Annotated in this window: 25 protein-coding genes and 10 tRNA genes; 6 read left to right on the top strand and 29 right to left on the bottom strand. The window is 43.8% G+C overall.

Annotated features, from left to right (window positions below; genetic code table 11):
• Positions 1–8: 8 nt before the first annotated feature.
• The 18 genes from ACMXYV_RS06350 to ACMXYV_RS06265 all read right to left on the bottom strand — a co-directional run bounded on the left by ACMXYV_RS06350 (position 9) and on the right by ACMXYV_RS06265 (position 8,387).
• Entirely contained in the window at positions 9–839 is an 831-nt protein-coding gene (locus ACMXYV_RS06350; RefSeq protein ID WP_415890912.1) for a DUF2797 domain-containing protein, read from the bottom strand.
• Positions 839–1,111, bottom strand: coding sequence for a YeaC family protein (locus tag ACMXYV_RS06345; RefSeq protein ID WP_415884159.1), 273 nt, complete (start codon positions 1,109–1,111; stop codon positions 839–841). Before ACMXYV_RS06345 ends, ACMXYV_RS06350 begins: the two co-directional genes overlap by 1 nt.
• A gap of 58 nt (positions 1,112–1,169) precedes the next feature.
• Positions 1,170–2,045 carry an alpha/beta fold hydrolase gene (locus ACMXYV_RS06340; protein WP_415890911.1) on the bottom strand — a complete coding sequence of 292 codons (876 nt, stop codon included), beginning with the start codon at positions 2,043–2,045 and terminating at the stop codon, positions 1,170–1,172.
• Positions 2,046–2,048: 3 nt separating this feature from the next.
• Positions 2,049–2,903: a rhomboid family intramembrane serine protease gene (locus ACMXYV_RS06335; protein ID WP_415890910.1), complete on the bottom strand. Its 855-nt coding sequence runs from the start codon at positions 2,901–2,903 to the stop codon at positions 2,049–2,051.
• A complete protein-coding gene (locus tag ACMXYV_RS06330) occupies positions 2,903–3,883 on the bottom strand; it encodes a metallophosphoesterase (protein ID WP_415890909.1) in 981 nt (326 codons plus the stop codon). Before ACMXYV_RS06330 ends, ACMXYV_RS06335 begins: the two co-directional genes overlap by 1 nt.
• A 1-nt stretch (position 3,884) precedes the next feature.
• Entirely contained in the window at positions 3,885–4,766 is an 882-nt protein-coding gene (locus tag ACMXYV_RS06325) for an NAD(+) kinase (protein WP_415887726.1), read from the bottom strand.
• A gap of 111 nt (positions 4,767–4,877) precedes the next feature.
• A complete protein-coding gene (locus ACMXYV_RS06320; RefSeq protein ID WP_415890908.1) occupies positions 4,878–5,777 on the bottom strand; it encodes a 1-aminocyclopropane-1-carboxylate deaminase/D-cysteine desulfhydrase in 900 nt (299 codons plus the stop codon).
• A gap of 191 nt (positions 5,778–5,968) precedes the next feature.
• Positions 5,969–6,892, bottom strand: a complete 924-nt coding sequence (locus tag ACMXYV_RS06315) for a diguanylate cyclase (RefSeq protein ID WP_415890907.1) — start codon at positions 6,890–6,892, stop codon at positions 5,969–5,971.
• 185 nt (positions 6,893–7,077) lie between these two features.
• Positions 7,078–7,153: transfer RNA gene (locus ACMXYV_RS06310), tRNA-Val, on the bottom strand.
• Between the two features lie 51 nt (positions 7,154–7,204).
• Positions 7,205–7,281 (bottom strand) — tRNA-Asp (locus ACMXYV_RS06305).
• Between the two features lie 35 nt (positions 7,282–7,316).
• Positions 7,317–7,392 (bottom strand) — tRNA-Val (locus ACMXYV_RS06300).
• Positions 7,393–7,425: 33 nt separating this feature from the next.
• A tRNA-Asp gene (locus tag ACMXYV_RS06295) sits at positions 7,426–7,502 on the bottom strand.
• A 92-nt stretch (positions 7,503–7,594) separates the two neighbouring features.
• Positions 7,595–7,670: transfer RNA gene (locus ACMXYV_RS06290), tRNA-Val, on the bottom strand.
• A gap of 50 nt (positions 7,671–7,720) precedes the next feature.
• Positions 7,721–7,797: transfer RNA gene (locus ACMXYV_RS06285), tRNA-Asp, on the bottom strand.
• Between the two features lie 92 nt (positions 7,798–7,889).
• Positions 7,890–7,965 (bottom strand) — tRNA-Val (locus ACMXYV_RS06280).
• A 50-nt stretch (positions 7,966–8,015) separates the two neighbouring features.
• Positions 8,016–8,092, bottom strand: a tRNA-Asp gene (locus ACMXYV_RS06275).
• A 92-nt stretch (positions 8,093–8,184) separates the two neighbouring features.
• Positions 8,185–8,260: transfer RNA gene (locus tag ACMXYV_RS06270), tRNA-Val, on the bottom strand.
• Between the two features lie 50 nt (positions 8,261–8,310).
• Positions 8,311–8,387: transfer RNA gene (locus tag ACMXYV_RS06265), tRNA-Asp, on the bottom strand.
• A 402-nt stretch (positions 8,388–8,789) separates the two neighbouring features.
• On the opposite strand from ACMXYV_RS06265, the gene syd reads away from it, so the two are divergent.
• The gene (gene syd / locus ACMXYV_RS06260; RefSeq protein ID WP_415890906.1) at positions 8,790–9,353 is read left to right on the top strand and encodes a SecY-interacting protein; all 564 of its coding nucleotides are present in this window, start codon (positions 8,790–8,792) and stop codon (positions 9,351–9,353) included.
• Between the two features lie 6 nt (positions 9,354–9,359).
• Positions 9,360–9,941, top strand: coding sequence for a YajG family lipoprotein (locus ACMXYV_RS06255; protein ID WP_415890905.1), 582 nt, complete (start codon positions 9,360–9,362; stop codon positions 9,939–9,941).
• Between the two features lie 59 nt (positions 9,942–10,000).
• Here ACMXYV_RS06255 and ACMXYV_RS06250 read toward each other — a convergent pair whose 3' ends face one another.
• The gene (locus tag ACMXYV_RS06250; RefSeq protein ID WP_415890904.1) at positions 10,001–10,669 is read right to left on the bottom strand and encodes a DNA-3-methyladenine glycosylase I; all 669 of its coding nucleotides are present in this window, start codon (positions 10,667–10,669) and stop codon (positions 10,001–10,003) included.
• 8 nt (positions 10,670–10,677) lie between these two features.
• Complete coding sequence (gene msrB / locus ACMXYV_RS06245) at positions 10,678–11,082, bottom strand: peptide-methionine (R)-S-oxide reductase MsrB (RefSeq protein WP_415890903.1); 405 nt, start codon at positions 11,080–11,082, stop codon at positions 10,678–10,680.
• Positions 11,083–11,258: 176 nt separating this feature from the next.
• Here msrB and ACMXYV_RS06240 point away from each other — a divergent pair, with 176 nt between their 5' ends.
• The 3 genes from ACMXYV_RS06240 to ACMXYV_RS06230 all read left to right on the top strand — a co-directional run bounded on the left by ACMXYV_RS06240 (position 11,259) and on the right by ACMXYV_RS06230 (position 13,941).
• Positions 11,259–12,473, top strand: a complete 1,215-nt coding sequence (locus ACMXYV_RS06240) for a pyridoxal phosphate-dependent aminotransferase (RefSeq protein WP_415890902.1) — start codon at positions 11,259–11,261, stop codon at positions 12,471–12,473.
• Positions 12,474–12,582: 109 nt separating this feature from the next.
• A complete protein-coding gene (locus ACMXYV_RS06235; protein ID WP_415890901.1) occupies positions 12,583–12,954 on the top strand; it encodes a hypothetical protein in 372 nt (123 codons plus the stop codon).
• Between the two features lie 159 nt (positions 12,955–13,113).
• Positions 13,114–13,941, top strand: a complete 828-nt coding sequence (locus ACMXYV_RS06230; protein WP_415890900.1) for an HDOD domain-containing protein — start codon at positions 13,114–13,116, stop codon at positions 13,939–13,941.
• A gap of 56 nt (positions 13,942–13,997) precedes the next feature.
• On the opposite strand, the gene ACMXYV_RS06225 is transcribed toward ACMXYV_RS06230, so the two are convergent.
• Both ACMXYV_RS06225 and ACMXYV_RS06220 read right to left on the bottom strand, forming a co-directional pair.
• Positions 13,998–14,489, bottom strand: a complete 492-nt coding sequence (locus ACMXYV_RS06225; RefSeq protein WP_415890899.1) for a hypothetical protein — start codon at positions 14,487–14,489, stop codon at positions 13,998–14,000.
• On the bottom strand, positions 14,490–15,395 hold the full coding sequence (locus tag ACMXYV_RS06220; RefSeq protein ID WP_415890898.1) for a class I SAM-dependent methyltransferase: 906 nt from the start codon (positions 15,393–15,395) through the stop codon (positions 14,490–14,492).
• 153 nt (positions 15,396–15,548) lie between these two features.
• Here ACMXYV_RS06220 and htpX point away from each other — a divergent pair, with 153 nt between their 5' ends.
• A complete protein-coding gene (htpX, locus tag ACMXYV_RS06215) occupies positions 15,549–16,442 on the top strand; it encodes a protease HtpX (protein ID WP_415890897.1) in 894 nt (297 codons plus the stop codon).
• A 46-nt stretch (positions 16,443–16,488) separates the two neighbouring features.
• Here htpX and ACMXYV_RS06210 read toward each other — a convergent pair whose 3' ends face one another.
• The 7 genes from ACMXYV_RS06210 to ACMXYV_RS06180 all read right to left on the bottom strand — a co-directional run bounded on the left by ACMXYV_RS06210 (position 16,489) and on the right by ACMXYV_RS06180 (position 20,868).
• Positions 16,489–17,205, bottom strand: coding sequence for an LrgB family protein (locus ACMXYV_RS06210; RefSeq protein ID WP_415890896.1), 717 nt, complete (start codon positions 17,203–17,205; stop codon positions 16,489–16,491).
• Positions 17,198–17,548: a CidA/LrgA family protein gene (locus ACMXYV_RS06205; RefSeq protein ID WP_415890895.1), complete on the bottom strand. Its 351-nt coding sequence runs from the start codon at positions 17,546–17,548 to the stop codon at positions 17,198–17,200. Before ACMXYV_RS06205 ends, ACMXYV_RS06210 begins: the two co-directional genes overlap by 8 nt.
• Before the next feature lie 39 nt (positions 17,549–17,587).
• Positions 17,588–18,238 carry a YceH family protein gene (locus tag ACMXYV_RS06200; protein ID WP_415891429.1) on the bottom strand — a complete coding sequence of 217 codons (651 nt, stop codon included), beginning with the start codon at positions 18,236–18,238 and terminating at the stop codon, positions 17,588–17,590.
• Between the two features lie 76 nt (positions 18,239–18,314).
• On the bottom strand, positions 18,315–19,031 hold the full coding sequence (locus ACMXYV_RS06195) for a hypothetical protein (protein WP_415890894.1): 717 nt from the start codon (positions 19,029–19,031) through the stop codon (positions 18,315–18,317).
• Between the two features lie 9 nt (positions 19,032–19,040).
• A complete protein-coding gene (locus ACMXYV_RS06190; RefSeq protein ID WP_415890893.1) occupies positions 19,041–19,556 on the bottom strand; it encodes a hypothetical protein in 516 nt (171 codons plus the stop codon).
• Entirely contained in the window at positions 19,553–20,176 is a 624-nt protein-coding gene (locus tag ACMXYV_RS06185; RefSeq protein ID WP_415890892.1) for a hypothetical protein, read from the bottom strand. The genes ACMXYV_RS06190 and ACMXYV_RS06185 overlap by 4 nt, the downstream gene beginning before the upstream one ends.
• Positions 20,158–20,868, bottom strand: coding sequence for a MotA/TolQ/ExbB proton channel family protein (locus tag ACMXYV_RS06180; RefSeq protein WP_415890891.1), 711 nt, complete (start codon positions 20,866–20,868; stop codon positions 20,158–20,160). Before ACMXYV_RS06180 ends, ACMXYV_RS06185 begins: the two co-directional genes overlap by 19 nt.
• Between the last annotated feature and the right edge of the window lie 23 nt (positions 20,869–20,891).

The following is a 20,891-nucleotide window of genomic DNA, read 5'->3' as shown; positions in this document are numbered from 1 at the left end:
GTCAGTCATCAGGCAGATACAGATACCTGATACGCTGTGAATTTACGCATATTGATAACGCCAGTATCTAAGATCAGGTACTGCCCTTTTATCCCCTGCAAAACGCCAGATACTTCGGCCGTTTTATCAAAATTAAACGATGTTACTTTTGTCGGGTAATTCAACACAGGGTAGTTGATCTCTATTTGCTCAGCATCTGGCAAACGCTGAATAGCTTGGATACCAAAAGTCTGTTCGAGTTCCGCTAAACCTTCACTACATTTTTCAAAAAGCTGATCACGAATTTCAGCCAGCGTTAGAGGTTCAACTTCATTCTTAAGCATTTTACGCCAGTTAGTTTTATCCGCTACATGCTCACCAAGCAAACGCTCAACCTTACCCGACTGTAGTCGCGTTGATACTCTCAAAATCGGCAACGCTTGAATAGCACCTTGGTCCATCCAACGTGTTGGAATCTGAGTACCACGGGTAATACCAACTTTTACGCCCGATGAGTTAGCAAGATAGACATAATGATCTTGGAAGCAAAACTGCTCTCCCCAACCTGCATCACGACAAGTGCCTTCATGGAAATGGCAAAGCTCAGGTTTAACTATGCATTGATCACATTGAGGGAGGCTTTTGAAGCAAGGGTAACAAAAGCCTTGGTTAAAGCTCTTGTTGGTTTTACGCCCACAGTGGGTGCAATTAATCGCCCCCTGATACGCTAAGGAGATAGCTTTACCAATGAGCTCATTCATTGGCACTTCCTGATCACCTACAGGTAATTTATAAACAACACCTTCAGGTGTTAATTCGGTGCGCATCTTTTGTAGCGCACCCTGCGCTAGAATCTGCATTAATTTTTATCGTCAGTCAGAATTTTAATCGTATCGGCAGCCAATGGGTCTTTACCATGCTGAGAACCGTCTTGTTTTGTACGATCAATATATCCAACTCGTTCTTCTTCGGGCTTGTGCTCTAAGTCATAAGCAACAACGGCACGCATACAGATATCACGTTGTTCTGGCGTTAACTTACGTCCATCAGGCCATTTCCCCAACTCCACAGCACGCTTAAGGGATTTATGCATATCAGGGGTCATTGCTTGAATTAGTTGTTCGTATGTCATCATCAATCTCTTACTTTTTATCAGGTCTCACCACCTGATTTGGAATCTACAAAGTTTATCACATCCCTATTTCATTCAGCATAAATGCGACCACTTGTTGTTGAATCAAACGTCTATTCTCTTCACAAGGGATATGTAGATCTTCGAGTCTTTTTAACTGTTTTAGATTAGCCAGAGTCGCTCTTGCTTGCTCAGCTAACTGATCAGGATCGAAATAGATATCTTCACTGGCAGTAAAAATCTGCACAGGCGAATTAAATCTAGACAGCTCGGCTTTTGAAAATGGCCCCGGCGGAATCAACGTCATAGGTATACCTGCTTGAAACGTCGAATAATAATACTGCTCCAATTCAGGCCAGTTGTCTTCCATCAATGGTTTCATCAACTGATCAAAATGCGGCTGATCGGTATGAATTTTAAAGCCGATAAAAGGAAGAATCAGTTTTTTCAGTGGCCGCCACAACGGTCTAGAGAAACCCGCAGGCACAATCAAAGACGCTGCAGATATACGTTCAGGTTTGTAAGCAGCTAAATCAAGTAGAACAGCACCGCCGAACGAGAGCCCAACCATGGGAGCTTGTTCAACCCCCAAAGCATCCAAAAACTGATCGAGCCACATGGCATAGGCACTATTGGAAGGCACTGGCGCGATACCTGGAGTTTTACCTGCTTGCCCAGGAATATCAGGCGAGATTACTCGGAAATGCTTAGTCAAAGGCCAGAGCAGTTCGAGATTAAACGGTGCTGGTGTATGCAAGCCATGTAAAGCGATTAATGGTGGCGCATCTTCGGGCCCAGCCTCCATCACCCAAACAGGCCCTAAGGAAGTGGATTGATATCGACCGGTGACATTACAACCAGGCAATTGGTTAAGTCGATCACACTGCCCTTGATAACGATGGTTAAGATCTAATGACAGTGAAACAGGATCCACTTGTTATCTCCTAGTAGCCAAAAGCTTTCCAAACGGTATAAACGCTAAGCCAGCCAACAAACCCACTAAGTGAGCAGTATTTGCGATAGCACCTAATTGCAGCGCCTCTAGCACACCAGCATAGCCAAGCACTAACCAGAAAATTAAGAAGCCCATAATGCTCTGCGGCAAGCCAATTCGATGATCAGACTGGGTTTTATCCCACAGCCACGCATAGCCAAGGAAGGCAAAAACCACACCTGATAAACCACCAAACATAGGGCCAGCATCAAAATACTGAGCAATATTCGAAATAACACCGGAAAAAAGAATCAATAGACACAAAGTTAGTCGGCCCTGATAGATCTCTATGCGACTACCTACAATCCAAATCCATAAAACATTGAAAGCGATATGCAATCCACTGAAATGAAGAAAAATAGGCGTAATAAAACGCCAGATTTCAAACGAATCAAGATTGCTGGAGAGGCCAGACTGGCTCAGATTCCCATCAGCACCTATTAAATCGATAATCGAAAAAAGCCTAAACCATTCCAGATTATCGCCAAAAGAAATTAAAAAAGTGAGAAACACACTACTCGCGATCAACAAACAGCTCATCCAAGCCTGCTTAACTTGAGATAACAGATCAGTCTGCCCTACCGCTCTAGGAATCGCTAAAACAAAACCTTCAAGACTTTCGCCTCGGCGACACTTTTCATAGAGAGCCACTATCTGAGCAGATTCGACTCCAACGGCAACCCAAACCTCTTGAGTATGTTCGAGCTCAACAACCCTATGCGGCACCTCGTAGCGCCACAGGATTTGGGTAAACTCTGTGAGATCTTCACCTAAGGGTACCGAAAGCACCTTAATCATTAGAGACCCAGCTCATCAGCAATTTCGGTTCTTACATCGACCCATACAAACTTGTCAGGCTGAATGGTCTTCTCATCATCTAACCGATAAGCAACCAACTTACCGTATTTAACCGCGCTGTAATCTAAACATGCGATATTAGGTGTTATAGGCTCAGGAACCCCTTCGCGCCAATAGTGACCAATAAATAACATCTTCTCTTCTGGGCCGTAATAGAGAAGATCATTATGGTCCTGTTTAGTTAATTTCAAACGCGCTATATGCTCTGGCAACGGATCCGGCTGAAAAACAACATCTGCATAACACTCCGGTTCTGCAGACCAAAATTTAGTTCTGAAGAAGCGTCTGCGATATCCGTCTTTGCTCACCATTACCTCACCATCAGGCAAGCTCAAGTGAGTCCCGCGCAACAAGCGGTCAGTCAGCGCCCATTCAAAGGTACCGCGTTTAGAGGAACGGTGCAGAAAACGATCATCGATAATATGATTTGGGTATTCACCTTCGAACCGATCAATTAACTTCTGATGCCAACAAGCATGCACAACACGGAAATTCTCGAATTCTAGATAAATCGGCATTTCCCGAATCCACTGTAAGAACATCGCTTGCTCTTCAGGGTAATCGGCAAACTGCTCAAGGGTTTCAGCAAGAATACGGTGGTGACGCGGACTATGCTCACGTAGGTAGCTAAGACCACTTCCCTCATGCCCTTCTGTACAGTAACTCAGAAAATTAAATTCATGGTTCCCCATGACAATCTGAGCAGCACCCGATTGCACCATGTCGTAAACGATATGTAGGGATTCACGGATTCTTGGACCGCGATCGACGATGTCGCCTAAAAAGATCATCTGGCGCTCTGGATGGCAATAAACCCCATCCTTCTTGCTATAACCTAACTTGCTTAACAAAAGCTCCAAGCTAAGGCCGCAGCCATGGACATCCCCAATCAGATCGTAACCTTTAAACTGATCAGTCACATCAATCTCCGAGTTTAGTACCCCAACCAAGTTTCTCTCGGCAGGTACTATAGAAATCATAATTGAGTGGATGTAACAGTTTCAGTTTGTGCGGTTTCTTATGAACAGTAATCGTATCTCCTGGCGCACAACTAATATCTTTTTGACCATCACAAGAAACTGTTGGGTAAGCACCATTATTAGGACTAATAACCAACTTAAGTTCGCTATTACCGTTAACCACAATCGGTCGACTGGAAAGCGTATGCGGGAACATCGGCACAAGCACCAAAGCATCTAACTTTGGATGCATAATAGGACCACCGCCAGATAAAGAGTAAGCAGTAGAACCTGTTGGTGTAGAGATGATCAAACCATCGGATTTTTGCGTGTATACAAACTGCCCTTCAATATACAGTTCAAATTCAATCATTCGTGCCGCTTTACCTGGGTGTAGTACACAGTCGTTAAGTGCTGTTGCTTCGCCAATAGGCACGCCTTCACGCTTAACGATAACATCCAACAAAAAGCGGCTATCGACGGTGTACTTACCTTCAAGTACTTCGCCGACCTTTTCTTCAATTTCATTTGGAGAAATATCGGTTAGGAAACCCAGATTACCACGGTTCACACCAAGAACTGGAACATGATACTGAGCTAGTGAACGAGCGGCGCCCAAAAGACTACCGTCTCCTCCGACCACAATAACAAGGTCGCATATTTCACCCATCATCTTCTGCGTACTGGTCTGTTGGCCATGGCCCGGCATAACTTCAGCGATTCGCTCATCAATAATAGTATTCAGACCGCGATCACCTAAAAAGCGAATAAGGTGCTTTAGCGTGTCGATGACTGATTTACTACCTAAACGCCCAATTAGACCAATATTGCGAAAGTAATCCATTATCTCTCCGGATTAACGTTTGTATGAATAACCAGATTCTATCTAACTGATTTTTCAGATTCTTTTCAATGATTCTTTATGACCAAAACTGTTTTTAAGCGCGAATCAAGCTCAAGCTAGGCTTCGAGCCCCTTGCAGCCCACCCGTATGAATAGCCAAAATAGTACTTCCCTTGACGTACTCACCACGCTCAATTCGCTTCAACAGATGACTAAGCATTTTTGCGGTATAAATCTGGTCTAGAGGGAGCTGATGCTCCTTCAACATGCATTCCATGAAAGCTAACAGATCATTAGACACTTTAGCATAGCCACCACCATGCCCTTCCACATCCAAATCCCAGTTATCAGTAGGCTCAACACCAGAGTCAGTCATCAGGTTTTCAATATCAGAAAATAGAAAATCTGCTTTTTTGAGCACAGGGATACCCAAAACTGAAATATCAGAAACAGACAAAGCCACACCAGCTAAGGTCCCACCTGTCCCACAGGCTAAAACTATTTGATCCGGATTGACCTTAGCCAGAATATCAGGCGTGATAATCTCGCGCGCACCCTGCACAGCAAACTTATTACTTCCTCCTTCCGGGACGATTAAAGGGTTAGAAAATCGCGCCTGTAGAGTCTCTAGGTATTCGCAATCATGCCGCTGACGATATTCCTGCCGATTAACAAAGTACAGCTCCATCCCCCATGCTTGCGCATCCTTTAGAGTTGGATTATCCGCATATTCTTCTTCACCACGAATAACACCAATAGTTTTTATCCCCAACGATGACCCAGCCTTAGCCAACGCGTGAATATGATTAGAAAACGCCCCACCAAAACTAAGAACTGACGAGTAACCATTGTCTAGCGCATGCTGAAGGTTGTACTTCAACTTAAACCACTTGTTGCCGCTAACTATGTCATCAGTCAGATCCAAACGGAGCAGGTAAAGCTTAACTCCCGCCTGAATAGTCTCATGGGTTTCTAAAAGCTGTACAGGTAACACAGGATTTTGAAGTAGCATTTTAATTAATCAGCACTGCAACATAATTGAAATATAAATGAAGTACTTTAAAGGAAAGTTAAATAACAGAGGAAGAAAAACGTGGAAGATTATATCGAAGAATTGTTACTGCTAAATATTGATGAATATGAAGACGATGAATGTCTAGATGATGCTGAAGAACAATAACAGCATCATCTAGACCGCAGAATTTAAGCGCTGTTTGTCTGAACCAAATTACCAATATGCTGCTTGATCAAGAAAGTACTATTCCCACCCAAACTCTTAGACTCATACATAGCCAGATCTGCTCTTTGAACAATTTGATCTGGATTTTCCATACCGTTCGTCTCAGTCACCCCAAGACTCACTGAAACCTTGATCAGTGATTCAGTATCCTGATCAACACTAAATGAGCACTTAGAATTAAACATTACCCTAATGCGTTCAGCCGTTTTAGCTGCAGCATCAATATCAGTCTCAGGTAACAGCACCATAAATTCATCGCCACCATATCGAACAGCGACATCAGATGCTCGCAAGGTTTCCCGAAGAATCTCGCCAATAAGCCTTAAAACACGGTCACCTTCAAGATGACCAAGAGAGTCATTAACGTTCTTAAAATTATCTAGATCAAAGCAGATCAAACTTAAAGCATGGTTATAGCGCTTAGCCCGGTCTAACTCTTGCGCCATCACAGTGTAGAAATGTCGTTGGTTAAATAGACCTGTTAACTCATCAGTCACAGAAAGCTTATGCAATTGCTGTTCTAAACTTTGCCTCTCCGTCAAATCATGAAAGAAACCAATACTGCCACCTTCATCTTTATCAACAATGGCAGCTGATAAACGAATCGGTACGACTGCCCCATCCTGACAAGCCAGTTTAGCTTCATAACCTTCAATACTTCCAGGCTTACCATACGAGTCAGATAGCAAAAGACGTTTAATCTCTTTCGCCTCCTCCAAGCTCGGATAGATAGATGCAATACTAACTTTTCCAATAACTTCTTCAGCCGAATAACCCAAAAGCTTCTCAGCTGCCGCATTAAACAACTGAACAACCCCTGAGCCATCAACCCCTATAACTGGGTCTGGACAGAGTGATACAAGCACGGTTTCATCCACATTATTCACTGAGGTATTCCCATCTCTTTTATTTTTATTCCAGGAAACATATTGTTTAGCGCTATTAACGCCACAAGCACATAGGCTCACAAAACGAAAGGGTAACAGATACAGCCTTTAAGTAAACAACTCAAAAGTCTTGGTGCAGAAATTTAACAAATAGGAAATATAAGTAATAAAAGGAAGGTACTTAGTGGTGGGCGTGGAGAGGCTCGAACTCCCGACATTCGCCTTGTAAGGGCGACGCTCTCCCAACTGAGCTACACGCCCACTAAGCAGATGGCTTGTTTACGACTCTTTTCAGCGCTTCGAAAGAGAAGTTGGCGGAACGGACGGGACTCGAACCCGCGACCCCCTGCGTGACAGGCAGGTATTCTAACCAACTGAACTACCGCTCCACATTATTTCGTACCGCGACCGGGGCTTTATTTAGTGGTGGGCGTGGAGAGGCTCGAACTCCCGACATTCGCCTTGTAAGGGCGACGCTCTCCCAACTGAGCTACACGCCCACTAAATAATCACTATCTAAGCTCTTGAGATAGTGGCGGAACGGACGGGACTCGAACCCGCGACCCCCTGCGTGACAGGCAGGTATTCTAACCAACTGAACTACCGCTCCACATTGTATACGGGACTCGAACCCGCGACCTCTCTCTACCTTGGCAGTGACAGGCTTCTACCATCAAACTATCGCTCAACAGTAGTGCTTAGTGGTGGGCGTGGAGAGGCTCGAACTCCCGACATTCGCCTTGTAAGGGCGACGCTCTCCCAACTGAGCTACACGCCCACTAAGCAGATGGCTTATTTACGACTCTTTCAGCGCTTCGAAAGAGAAGTTGGCGGAACGGACGGGACTCGAACCCGCGACCCCCTGCGTGACAGGCAGGTATTCTAACCAACTGAACTACCGCTCCACATTGTATACGGGACTTGAACCCGCGACCTTTCTCTACCTTGGCAGTGACAGGCTTCTACCATCAAACTATCGCTCAACAGTAATGCTTAGTGGTGGGCGTGGAGAGGCTCGAACTCCCGACATTCGCCTTGTAAGGGCGACGCTCTCCCAACTGAGCTACACGCCCACTAAGCAGATGGCTTATTTACGACTCTTTCAGCGCTTCGAAAGAGAAGTTGGCGGAACGGACGGGACTCGAACCCGCGACCCCCTGCGTGACAGGCAGGTATTCTAACCAACTGAACTACCGCTCCACATTGTATACGGGACTTGAACCCGCGACCTCTCTCTACCTTGGCAGTGACAGGCTTCTACCATCAAGCTATCGCTCAACAGTAATGCTTAGTGGTGGGCGTGGAGAGGCTCGAACTCCCGACATTCGCCTTGTAAGGGCGACGCTCTCCCAACTGAGCTACACGCCCACTAAGCAGATGGCTTATTTACGACCCTTTCAGCGCTTCGAAAGAGAAGTTGGCGGAACGGACGGGACTCGAACCCGCGACCCCCTGCGTGACAGGCAGGTATTCTAACCAACTGAACTACCGCTCCACAATAACACGGGACTCGAACCCGCGACCTTCACTCACCTTGGAGTGACAGTCAGATATCCATAAGTGAATACCGCTCCACATTGTTTGTCCAAGACAATTACTTACTGCCCCAAACGGAGTGCGAATTTTACGGGTTTTGTTCCCCATGTCAAACGTTTAAACAAAAAAAAATTTATTCTTTTTGATTGCACATTCTTTGTACAAAATCAGTAAGTTAGAATAAATCAAAGCAAAACAGTATGTTCCATCAAACTGTTCAAAAATCATCCTGCTTCTAATGACTGAACAACCCATCACTTTTCCCGACAAATGCCATTCTTCAACTGATAAATATATTTCCACATCCTTGATTTAAGTTAGAATCAATCGCTGACCAAATTAGCTATATAGAGAAAGTTATATGCCTGTCTCCCCTACCATTTCAGCTTTAGATCGCTTTGTGGAGAAGCTCGATTCCCTACAGGTGCAACGCCCTCTAATTCGATTCAATTCCGATTGGCCTTCAGCGTGCTACTCTACTCAAGCTAAAGATGGCGATTCCGTATCTTGGTGGCCAACACTCCAGACGACTCCAACTGATATGTTTGCGCGGCTAGAGGAAGCTTTAGAGGAATCTATCCATCCAGATATCGTTGATTACTATTGCCGCTACTGGTCAGATCCACTTCCAGCGAGTTGCAGTGATGGCGACCTAAGTTTAATTCAAGTTTGGAATGATGAAGATATGGAGCGCTTACGAAGCAATCTGATTGGTCATGCGCTCTCTAAACGCCAACAAAAAAGGCCTTTAACTTTCTTTTTTGCCTGCCCAGAACCAGATGAAGACTTTTTTATCAGTGTCGATAATTTTAGTGGTGAGGTTTGGTTAGAACGCCCAGGTAAACCACCCATCCGAAAGCTAGCTGACAGCTTAGCTGACTTTCTAAATTCATTAACCCCCCGTCTAATTCCTGATACGGAGTAAGTTAAGTTGAAACAACTACGATTATTAGTAAGCGGAATACTAACCATTTTAGCGACAAGCGCTTTAACAGGCTGCGTCACGTTTAATTCACAATCGCTCGATCTACACCCTCAGATCCAAGTCTCTAGAGTATTAAGCAAAGAGAAACGCATAGAGATTATTCCTAAAGACTTAAGAGCAGATTCCGTTATTGGCTACCGTTATACCGGTGAGGCTAAAGCGCCTTCTATTGTTTTAAAAGATAGCCTTCATCTTCTGCAACATACGACTGAACACGCATTGGAAGATATGGGTATCGTTCGTTTCTACGGCGGTGAATTTAATTTAACGATTAGCCTTATTGACCTTAATTACCGAGCTTCTGAATCCAAAATAAAACAAACCGTGAACTTAGATACCAAGCTAAGAGTAACAGTCAGCAAAGACAACAAGAGCTACACCGGTACCTATACCGCCGATAAGCAGCAGACTTTTGTAGGCGTGCCGACAGAAGAGGAAAACGAAAAGCTGGTAAATGAACTGTTTTCCAGCGTAATGAATCTAGCGATGAATGATCAGCAACTATTAGATTTCATTCAGTTTAACTAATCATTATTACTAACAATAAAAAGCCTGCTATCTATTTGGACGCAGGCTTTTTTTATTTTCTACCAACCAACGGTATGAGAGAGCAAACGGCTTATCTGGCACATAGGCCTACCAGACTCTTCTCGCCATTGGTTAAAACATTCTTGAACGAGCTTCAAATCCCTTTTAGCTGTTGGTTTTTTCTCAATAATTCCTTGAGCTTTCAACCCAGCAACAACATCATCGGTTAAAATAAACGTATCTTTGCCGATCATTCTTAAAAAATAGCTACCTGAATTCCCACCCAATTGCTGCCCTTGTTTTTTGAGCAATTCCCATAAGCCAATAATATCTTCAACCGGCCATTGAGCGACCAATTGCGCAAAACTACCATGTTTACTGGCAAGATCTGTAACCATCAAAGCATTCACACGGGTCGCTTTAATCTTGCCCCAATGCCTGATCAACTTATCATTCTGCATTAGGTTTTCTAACTGTTCGTCGCTCATCAAACTGACTTTTTCTGGATCAAATCCAAAAAATGCTTGTTCAAACGCGGGCCATTTAGAATCAACTAAAGAGTGTTTCAACCCTGCACGAAACACCCTCCGCATCATCTCGCTGAACAATCGATCATCAGGCACTTCGGCTAATTCAGACGCACTTCTAGCTGAAGGTAAAAGTGCTTCTATATCTTGATCTGGGTAATGAGCCTGAACATGCTCGTAAATCCACTGGAAGGATTTCATCTACTATTTCACTTTTTAACAAAATCTAAGGAAGCAGAATTCACGCAATATCTAAGACCGGTAGGTTGTGGCCCATCCGTAAATACGTGCCCCAAATGCGAATCACACGTTGCGCAAGTGATCTCTACACGTACCATCCCGTGAGTTGTATCGCTATGCTCTTCTATAGTTCCACCCTCTACAGGCTGCCAAAAACTCGGCCAACCACTTCCTGAATCATATTTTTGGTCTGATGCAAACAATGGGGTTCCACAACAAACACAACGATACTCCCCACTTTGCTGGTTATTATAATACTCGCCGGTGAAAGCACGCTCGGTGCCTTTTTGACGACAGATACGATATTGCTCTGGGCTCAAACGATCTTGCCACTCTTGCTCTGAATGAACGACCTTTTGGTTTTTTTCAGCCATACAATCTCCCTGATAATAAAAAAGCCTGCAGTACGCCATTTCCCTAGGTTTCAACAAATAAAAGGCGTATGATTAGTCTCTTTTTTTTCTGAGGCTTATACCATACAACCTAGGTCTCTATGCATAGGACAACATCTAGCCGCAGAGATTCCCGGCTAGGTTTGCAGGACAATAAAATGCCAGTAATCCGTAAATCAAACAAGCTGATCAATGTGTGTTACGACATTCGCGGTCCAGTACTTCAGGAAGCTAAACGTCTTGAAGAAGAAGGACAGCGAATTCTTAAATTAAACATTGGCAATCCCGCCCCATGGGGTTTCGACGCGCCTGAAGAGATCGTACAGGACGTTATTTTGAATCTACCCGCCTCCCAAGGCTACTGTGATTCAAAAGGCTTGTTTTCCGCCCGTAAAGCGGTGATGCAAGAGTGTCAGAAGAACGGAATTAAGAATGTAGGCATTGAAGATATCTACATTGGCAATGGCGTTTCTGAACTTATCGTTATGGCAATGCAAGGTTTGCTAAACGATACCGATGAGATGCTTATTCCTGCGCCTGACTACCCTCTATGGACAGCCGCAGTAAGTCTGAGCGGCGGCAACCCAATCCATTACCGTTGTGATGAAGAGAAAGATTGGGCACCTGATATTGAAGATATGCGCAGTAAAATTACTGATCGCACAAAAGGTATCGTGGTTATCAACCCGAACAACCCAACGGGTGCTGTATATCCAAAGGCCGTGCTGGAACAGATCATAGAACTCGCTCGTGAGCATAATCTGATTATCTTCGCAGACGAAATTTACGACAAGATTTTATACGATGAAGCGGTACACACTCCTCTAGCATCACTATCTGAAGACGTTCTGTGTATCTCCTTCAACGGTCTATCTAAATCCTATCGAGCAGCAGGATTCCGTTCTGGCTGGATGATTGTAAGCGGACCAAAACATAATGCCCGTGATTACGTCGAAGGCTTAGAGATGCTCTCTAGCATGCGCCTTTGCTCAAATGTACCAACCCAACATGCCATTCAAACGGCACTAGGCGGATACCAGAGCGTCAATGAATTGATCGTATCCGGCGGTCGACTTTACGAGCAGCGCAATCTAGCCTGGAAGATGCTTAACGAGATCCCAGGCGTAAGTTGTACAAAACCTGAAGGCGCGCTGTATCTGTTCGCGAAATTGGACCCAGAAGTTTATCCGATCAAGAATGACGAGAAGATGGCTTTAGATCTGCTACTACAACAGAAAGTCCTTATCGTTCAAGGCAGCGGCTTTAACATGCCAGATACTCAACATTTCCGTTTAGTCTTCTTGCCACGTAAAGATGAGCTACAAGATGCCATCGAAAGGATAGGCACCTTCCTCAAAACCTACGAGCAATAATAAAAACGGCCATCTTTGATGGCCGTTTTGTTGTAATGTCATTGTAATAAGTCCATCCTAGACTAAGATCTATATTGTGTATTCGCCTTTAGAGTAAATAGGATAATCAATGTTTATAAAGGTAAGAAAAAACTGCGGTATCTATATGGAACACAACGGCCTAGAGCAGCGCCACCTTGTTCCAGTTACATCAAACTTTCTCATCAATCTTAATCACGTCGCAGAAGTCTCTTTCTATACCATTAAAGAGTCTAAGATCCGTTACGATCTTGAGCATCATGAGGTAACCATCCCTCCTCATACTCGTGTCATTCACATACAAATGAACTATCTTTATGGCTCTTACAAAGAAACAGTTAACGACAAGAAAGGCCGCTTAGTGGACCGTTGTTACTATAAACTTTACTTTATGCCAGAAGAGATGGGGCAGTACGAAGGCATCCGATCTCAGATAGAAGGCTTAGTCCTAAACGAGGACTAATTGATTAAAAAGCGGCCTCCAGCCGCTTTTTTTTTCAAAAAAATCAAAAACTTCTTGCAAAATCCCCTCTAGAAATCTCATTATCTACTAGGGCTTTTTGCTGATCTAGGTGTTCACACGAAAGCTCCATTACAAGAATCTAATCTCTAAGGAGTACATATGGAGATTCGCGTACTACTTGAGCAAACTGACAAGCTACCCAACGTTCCCGAAGTCGTAAGACAGTTAATTCAGCAGCTAAACAATCCTGCTGCAGATTACGGCGAAATTGCTGAAAAAGTTGCACAAGATCAGACTCTGTCTTTAAAAATTCTTCGCCTTGTAAACTCTGCTCATTTTGGCTTAAGGCGCAAAGTTTCATCTATTGATGAAGCCGTTGTAATGTTAGGTATGGTTCGCCTTAAAACGCTTGTTATTGCTTCAGGTATTGCAGGCTCCGTTAAAGAAGTAGAAGGTTTAGACCTGAAAAAATTCTGGAGCGAATCATTCCGCGTTGCAGCTCTTTCAAAATGGTTTGCTGAACGAAATACCGATGTTGATCCTGACATTGCCTTTACTGCAGGCTTGATTCATAACATTGGTCGTCTTCTATTACACCTATCTCAACCGACGCTTGCACAGGAAATTCAAGCGCTAATAGATGAGTCAAATTGCAGCCGCTGCGATGCAGAGTTAAAATATTTAGGTTTTACTGCACCCGAAGCTGGACAAGCTTTATTAGACATGTGGAGCTTCCCAGGAGAGCTTGGCATTGCTGTTCGTCAGCACAAACAGCCAACCTCTTTTGAAGAACCATCAGCACTTGCTGCTGTAGTAAATCTAGCCTGTGTTGTTAATTCAGCGATCCGCAACAAAGATAATCTAGAAGCACTACAGGATAACTTCCCGCAAAATGTTGCTGCACTAGCAGGTATCTCAACAGACACATCAGCTGATCTAGAGGAAGCCCTAAATCTCGAATCTGGTTTAGATGGTTTAGCGGACTAACTTTAGCGCTAACATAAAAAAGGCAGCCTAAGCTGCCTTTTTTGTTTCTCTTACCGCTAAACCGCTTCGGTACCAGTTGCTGTAACAGCCTTGATACAAGAGATAATATCTCTTACATCTTGCAATGCTCGATGACGTCGAAATTGAGCTTTTGCCAAGAAGCCAAACTGAATAAGCTGTTCTTTACTTAGAATTCGATCAAGCCCCGCCATACGAAAGCTTGGTTGGATACCCGTCGCTTCAAATAAACGCGTCAACCAAAACAGATCAAATTCAAATGCATCGCTAATCAGTGTCTTACCTTTTAGCTTTTTATTTAAGCGTGAACAGGCCTGTTTAATATCAAGCCCTTTGCTTACCGCTTCTTCTCGTTCTATGCCGTGCATCTCTTCGGCATACTCATCCCAATAGCGCCACCCGGCTGCAGAATCTGGATTAATCAGAAAGTTATCTTGTTCGCCTGTTTCATCGTTAATCCAAGCGATTTCAATCGGGTAAGACTCAGCGCCTAACCCACTTGCTTCCAAATCAATACAAATTAGCTCCACTCACTTCTCCCTTACGTACAACAAAACTTTGAGGCTTTTTTCGGGCTCAGCTTCCGGAAAATCTTCCGGATTATTTAAACGTTCAACGAACTTAAAATCTGGACACTCTTCTAACATCAAGTTCTTTAGAAACTCTGTGCCATTTTTCGGGTCATTATGACATGCTAGAACTTGACCACCCTCTTTAGTTAATTCATTCAAACGACGAATAACTTTACGATAATCTTTTTCAGCAACAAAGCTTCCCGGCTGGAAACTTGGCGGGTCGATCACAATCAAATCGTAAGGACCATATTGTCTTACTCGTTTCCAAGACCTAAACAGATCGTACGCCAAAAATTTAACCCGATCTCCTTCTATACCATTTAAAAGGTGGTTTTCCCGGCCGGTATTTATAGCGCCTCGGGACATATCTACATTCACTACATGCTCAGCACCGCCAGCAAGAGCCGCAACTGAAAAAGCACAGGTATATGAAAATAAGTTTAGCACGCGCTTACCACCCGCATTGTGCATTACCCATTTACGACCCTCACGCATATCCAAAAACAAACCACTATTTTGATTGCGTTGAGGTTTGACCTGATAAAACAGACCAAGTTCCATCGTATTCATCTGCTCAGGCACTGAACCCCAAGCAACATTTTGCTGCGCTTCTTTACCCCGAGAACGCTGCTGAATCACCAAGCCTTCAATTTCATCTACACTCTTTAAAGTGTCGTTCAATTCCGTAACCCACTCAGGTTCAACTTCTTTATACAACCTTGCTACGGCATAAGGAGGAAACCAGTCAATTACCAGATGCTCAAACCCAGGAAAACAGTGCCCACGGCCATGAAAAATCCGGCGCGATTCACCCATCGCTAATGGTATTTGCTGCTTTACGACTGTTAAGACTTGCTGCATCTGAGATCCTGTATCCAAAGGGTCATAAAAAGGGGCTAAATTATAGGCGCGGGCGAAAATGGACACCAGCAATAACAGGACAAATAGACTTGAAACTTTTATCATTCGCCCCTATCTAAGCAATGAGCTTAAACAATAGGAAAACTTTCACTTATGATGCGTATCGGCTTATTTCTATTAACTAACATCGCTGTGCTAATCGTCGCCAGCATTACCCTTAATCTACTGGGTGTTGACCACTATGTTTCCGGTGCTGGCCTTAACATGACCAGTTTGCTGATCTTCTGTGCAGTCTTCGGTTTTGCAGGTTCATTCATCTCGCTATTCCTATCTAAGAAAATGGCGAAAATGACGACAGGTACTGAGATCATTACTCAAGCACGTAACTCCGATGAACAATGGCTTTTAGATACAGTTGCTGAACTTTCAGAAAAAGCGGGAATTAAAATGCCAGAGGTCGGCATTTTCCCAGCTCAGCAAGCCAATGCATTTGCAACGGGTTGGAATAAGAATGATGCATTAGTTGCTGTGAGCTTAGGCCTTTTGCAGCGCTTCCAGAAAGAGGAAGTAAAAGCAGTCATGGCTCATGAAATTGGCCATGTAGCTAACGGTGATATGGTTACAATGAGCCTAGTACAAGGTGTGATAAACACATTTGTCATGTTCTTTGCGCGTATTGCTGGTTATGCAGTCGATAGTTTCCTAAAAAGTAACGATGAAGAAAGCCAGCCAGGTACTGGTATTGGTTACTTCATTACAGTAATTGTTTTTGAAATTATTTTTGGTATTTTGGCTTCGTTTATCGTTTCATGGTTCTCTCGCTACCGCGAGTTCAGAGCAGATGAAGCAGGTGCAGATCTATCTAGCAACCATGCGATGATTGGTGCACTACAACGCCTGAAAGCTGAATACGAAATGCCTGATCAAATGCCTGGTCAGCTAACCGCGTTTGGTATTAGCAGCCATATGAAGTCTGGCCTGATGGAATTGATGTCTAGCCACCCTCCTCTTGATAAGCGTATCGAAGCGCTTCAACAGCGCGGTTAAGTACAAAAAAATCCCCGGCAAGCCGGGGATTTTTATTGAATTATGATTAGTAAGGCCAGACAAAAGGCAAAACTATTGCAGTAAAAATACCGGTTAATCCCATACCCAAAGATGAGAATGCTCCAGCAACGGGACTGATCTCAAAAGCCCTAATAGTTCCGATAGCATGACCATTTATTCCCAACACTAAGCCAACTAAACGCTCATCAGTGACTTTCAATCTTGAAGCTAAAAGGTCAACGAAAAAAACAGCAAATACGCCTGTTGCTAGTAACCCACCCATCATTAATGACACAGAACCACCCATCTGTTCCGTCAAGCCTATGGCTATTGGCGCCGTAACTGATTTTGGTGCAATTGAAGCCAGCATCTGATCACTAGAACCTAAGCTGAAAGCTATTAATACAGCGTAAACCACAGCTAAACTCGCAGAAATTGGCACCGTTAACAGAATTTGTCGCCACGCAGCTCGGATATGATGGCTCTGCTGATACAAAGGAACGCCTAAGGCAACCGTGGTTGGTGCAATAAGTACAGATAACCACTTTGCCCCTGAGTAGTACTCTTCGTAACTGATCGACAATCCAAATAAGAACAGTGCCAAGAATGAAGCAGCCAATAACATTGCCGGACACCAAACAGGCTTGCCCAGTTTCTTGAAGAAATAGCCGCCTAAAACAAAGGAAAACAAGGTGAGTCCGATTGCAAATAAAGGCGTTTCAAGGAAGTGTGGAATCAGGCTAGATAGTGAATGTTCAGTCATCTTGGCTTTGCTCCAATCGACCGAATTTCACTAATAGTAAGGATGTTAAAACACTTAACAAGGTTCCTACGCCTAGTGCTAACCCTAGGTTCAACCATTCACCTGTAAATTGCTCTCCTAAAAAGAACACACCGACAACACCAGGAACAACAAAAAGAACCAGAGAGGAGATCAGTTGCTGACTTGCTGTTGCTAGTTCGTCACTTACGGAACCTCTGATCATCAACCAGAACGTAATCAGTAACATGCCGATTGCAGCACCATGAACAGGTAACTGAAGCAGATAGCTGATTGCTTCCCCCAAGATGAGGAAAGCAAACAAAATGAACATACCTAAAATCATAAAGATAGCCTGAAGGGGATTTGCAGTGGCCGCTTAGACTCAATCAATATCTGATGAATTTTTTAACGCCATAATCTCTTGTTTAAGGTCGGCGACTTCTTGCTCGAGCCTAGCGATTCTTTGCTGAAAAGTAAGATTGTGATCGTCAGTATCCGTTCCGGCCATTTCAACATCAGCATCTTCAACCACACCACTGAAAAGGTGGACGTAACGCGACTCTCGCTTACCCGGTTCACGCACTAAGCGCTGAACCAAAGAACCCATAGGGTGATCCGCTAAACTAGTCAACGTAGCTTCCACTTCAGATACGTCTTTAAATTCGCATAAGCGATTTGTTCTAGTTCTTAATTCACCTGGCGTTTGCGGGCCGCGAAGGAAAAGTACACAAATCACAGCAAGTTGCTGTTTGGTAAATTGAAGGTCGCTGAACTCGGTGTTACAGAAGCGGTGCTTAAACTTAGATACGCGACTGCCAAAACTACTCTCATCACGCACTAAGCGCTTATCTTTAAGCTCATCCAGTAGGTTTTGAACTTCACTCTCGTCAAGCGACAGAACAGGTTCACGGTTACTTTTCTGATTACAAGCGGTTGTTAAACCATTTAGTGACAGAGGATATTGATCGGGTGTCGTTATCTCTTTTTCCAACAAACAACCAATAACACGAGTCTGCAGTAAAGTTAGATCCATATCCACGGTTTACTTCCTTCTGTTTCAATATGTTACCCACCATAACATATTAGCTAAGTTTCGAAAGAAAACTGTTTTATGGTTCAAAACGAGATAATTCGTAACTGATTACCCCACCCTTGAATAACTCCATACTTAATGGCTCTTCTCGTACAAGTTTCACCAAACCAACGCCCGGTGCATACCATTCAGTCTGAGTAATAGGGATATCTTGATACCCTAGTTTAGGATCAACATAGAGGGTTAAGACTGTAGTCCCTTCAACCCTGATACAACGTTCAAAGGTTCCTGCAGGAACTTCAACGGTATCTGTAACCGACTTAATCTCAAACTGTAAATTAATATCACGTTTACGTGGATCGGGTACTGCGAAGGAAGCAGTCGCATGCAAAGCATAAGGCTTGGTCGGTACAGTCCAACTGCGACCTACTTCAAGATCTTTATTATTGGGTAAGATCCTAACAAGCGACTTTTCAAACCTTGGTTGGTATTCAATCAATGTACGACGTGCAGCTCGATAAATCCCTGTATCATCTTTGAGAATATAGTAATCGGTGCCATCACTGGTATGACGCACACTAATTGTATCTTCAGCAAAAACCTCTCCATCTTTAAATTGGGTTTCTCCGAGATTCTCGATTGAAAACTCACGCCGGTTCTCTCGATCACCAAATAGCTCATTAACCTGATATTCCCAAACAACACCTTTCTGCAAAGGGAAATAATCTGTGTCAGGAATATCAGCGCTACAACCCGACAATATTAAGCTCACCAGAAAAAAACTAATTCGCATAATCACAGTTTATTTCTCCGGTAGAGCAGGATCAGGGACTTGAGTGAAATTGATCAGCGGAGATTTTTGACCCAAAGCATCCTTACGTTTTGCATCTGAAGGTTTAGTAAAACGCTTTGAAGGCTGCCCTAACTGAGGCTGTCCACTTTTAGTTTTCTTTAACGCCTCTTCAACAGCACCATGGGTCGCTTGATCATAATCAATTCGGAAGGCTCTGGGCTTTTCATCCAGCTCATCATTTTTTAGATCGGTAAGCCAAATGTAGATATCACCGTCTCTATTAGCTTGCTTATCTGGCTCTTCAATCACCGCATAATGAAACAGGAACTTATCAGGTAAAGCAGTTGGGCTAGGCCAGCCCTGACTTTGCTTCCAACCCACATAGCTACAACCATAGAAAAACAATGCAATTACAACTAGGCCCGTTTTAACCGGCCACTTTAATCGCCCACTGATTACCGCCAACAATAACAGTGCCGTTAAAAACACATAAGCCAATGTCAGCACTAGGAGTTCTTCATTCATTTCTGATTCGCCTTAATAATGCTTTTCTGCAGTTTGTTAATATTGGTTACTTGGCCTTGCGTATTCAGAGTAAAGCGCAAGGCTGTCAGCTCATCGCTTTCTGCTGCCAACGTTTCGGTGGTGTAACTAATAACCTTCAAGACAGGATTCACCTCAGCCAGATAAACAGTCACTGGCACAGGCTCGTCATTCTCACTTTTAAAGTAATGAAGGTTGATCACATACTCACCCGGAGGCCGACCTCGTATCGTCAGTACCTCCTGATTGATCGGATTAGTAATCGTTTTTCCATCAATTACTTGAGTATCATTGGCATTGCCGCGATCATCTCGATCCAAGTGCATCAGACCTTGTTGCGTCCGTTTGTAGTAAACCTTTTCACCTTTAGGACCTAAGGCCCAAACGTCAATATCATTGGGGCTACCATCTGGCCAACTCACCGTAATTAGAAATTCCGCCTTAGGGTCAATAATTCCAGATTTTGCCGGCGGGTTGAGCAGTAACAGTGCTACCAGAAACAAAAAGGTAAACGTCAGCAATGCGTTGAAAAGTAGATCGGTAAACGGATCTATTTCAAAGTTCGATCGCTGCCCAAAGAGTTTCATGACGCAGGCTCGCATTCAGTAGCACCATGTTTCTGCTGACCTAAGGTGATGCTTAAAGCCACAAAACGATCAGCCATACGATCAAGCAAAAGATATTGAACACTTAATAACATGCTACAGGTTAAACCAATCAGGGTAGTACTCATGGCGATACCCATACCATGAGTCATCTGCTGCATTAAGGTTTTAACATCGTCAATTGTGAGATTTTCCAGCCCAGAAACCGAGCTGAGCATGATGATAAAGCCAATCACCGTACCTAAAAGACCTAACTTGACCATGACACCAACAACAAACCAGCCAACCTGATGTGAACCTCGAGCCCCTTCTACAAGCAACTCAGCTAATAACCCTTTATCAGCATTTTGGTCTTGTAACTCTTCATCAGACACATTGAACAGGTAATCCTGTGAAAGAGAGAGACCGTCCGGAAAGGCTTTTTCCTCGGGGGTTAACCCCGTTTCTTGGCGGCGGAGATAGTAATGATCCAACATCGAGAACTGTTGGGATAAATAAAAGCTTCGATAAGCACAATGACAGCTCATGCCTACAAGTAACACCAAGATGAATATGCAGACGCGGGTTTGATCCTGCTGAATTATCTCCAACAGCACCCCTTGATCCCAACCGACATAGAAGCCAAAAAGAATCACGCCAAATAATAAAGCCCAGTAGAGCAGAACTTTATATTGCACAGGATTGTACATACTAAGCTTCCTTACACATTCAA

This window comes from Neptuniibacter sp. SY11_33 (assembly GCF_047778025.1).
Classification (GTDB): Bacteria; Pseudomonadota; Gammaproteobacteria; order Pseudomonadales; family Balneatricaceae; genus Neptuniibacter.
This window is presented reverse-complemented; position numbering and strand designations above follow the sequence as displayed.

What these genes read in the sequence shown, in the direction of transcription:
- ACMXYV_RS06210 (WP_415890896.1), bottom strand. Translation starts at nt 17,205, where the DNA reads ATGACTGAACATTCACTATCTAGCCTGATTCCACACTTCCTTGAAACG.
- ACMXYV_RS06240 (WP_415890902.1), top strand. Translation starts at nt 11,259, where the DNA reads ATGCCAGTAATCCGTAAATCAAACAAGCTGATCAATGTGTGTTACGAC.
- ACMXYV_RS06205 (WP_415890895.1), bottom strand. Translation starts at nt 17,548, where the DNA reads ATGATTTTAGGTATGTTCATTTTGTTTGCTTTCCTCATCTTGGGGGAA.
- ACMXYV_RS06320 (WP_415890908.1), bottom strand. Translation starts at nt 5,777, where the DNA reads ATGCTACTTCAAAATCCTGTGTTACCTGTACAGCTTTTAGAAACCCAT.
- htpX (WP_415890897.1), top strand. Translation starts at nt 15,549, where the DNA reads ATGATGCGTATCGGCTTATTTCTATTAACTAACATCGCTGTGCTAATC.
- syd (WP_415890906.1), top strand. Translation starts at nt 8,790, where the DNA reads ATGCCTGTCTCCCCTACCATTTCAGCTTTAGATCGCTTTGTGGAGAAG.
- ACMXYV_RS06195 (WP_415890894.1), bottom strand. Translation starts at nt 19,031, where the DNA reads ATGCGAATTAGTTTTTTTCTGGTGAGCTTAATATTGTCGGGTTGTAGC.
- ACMXYV_RS06220 (WP_415890898.1), bottom strand. Translation starts at nt 15,395, where the DNA reads ATGCAGCAAGTCTTAACAGTCGTAAAGCAGCAAATACCATTAGCGATG.
- ACMXYV_RS06200 (WP_415891429.1), bottom strand. Translation starts at nt 18,238, where the DNA reads ATGGATCTAACTTTACTGCAGACTCGTGTTATTGGTTGTTTGTTGGAA.
- ACMXYV_RS06350 (WP_415890912.1), bottom strand. Translation starts at nt 839, where the DNA reads ATGCAGATTCTAGCGCAGGGTGCGCTACAAAAGATGCGCACCGAATTA.
- ACMXYV_RS06345 (WP_415884159.1), bottom strand. Translation starts at nt 1,111, where the DNA reads ATGACATACGAACAACTAATTCAAGCAATGACCCCTGATATGCATAAA.
- ACMXYV_RS06335 (WP_415890910.1), bottom strand. Translation starts at nt 2,903, where the DNA reads ATGATTAAGGTGCTTTCGGTACCCTTAGGTGAAGATCTCACAGAGTTT.
- ACMXYV_RS06185 (WP_415890892.1), bottom strand. Translation starts at nt 20,176, where the DNA reads ATGCGAGCCTGCGTCATGAAACTCTTTGGGCAGCGATCGAACTTTGAA.
- ACMXYV_RS06180 (WP_415890891.1), bottom strand. Translation starts at nt 20,868, where the DNA reads ATGTACAATCCTGTGCAATATAAAGTTCTGCTCTACTGGGCTTTATTA.
- ACMXYV_RS06235 (WP_415890901.1), top strand. Translation starts at nt 12,583, where the DNA reads ATGTTTATAAAGGTAAGAAAAAACTGCGGTATCTATATGGAACACAAC.
- ACMXYV_RS06230 (WP_415890900.1), top strand. Translation starts at nt 13,114, where the DNA reads ATGGAGATTCGCGTACTACTTGAGCAAACTGACAAGCTACCCAACGTT.
- ACMXYV_RS06190 (WP_415890893.1), bottom strand. Translation starts at nt 19,556, where the DNA reads ATGAATGAAGAACTCCTAGTGCTGACATTGGCTTATGTGTTTTTAACG.
- ACMXYV_RS06325 (WP_415887726.1), bottom strand. Translation starts at nt 4,766, where the DNA reads ATGGATTACTTTCGCAATATTGGTCTAATTGGGCGTTTAGGTAGTAAA.
- ACMXYV_RS06250 (WP_415890904.1), bottom strand. Translation starts at nt 10,669, where the DNA reads ATGAAATCCTTCCAGTGGATTTACGAGCATGTTCAGGCTCATTACCCA.
- msrB (WP_415890903.1), bottom strand. Translation starts at nt 11,082, where the DNA reads ATGGCTGAAAAAAACCAAAAGGTCGTTCATTCAGAGCAAGAGTGGCAA.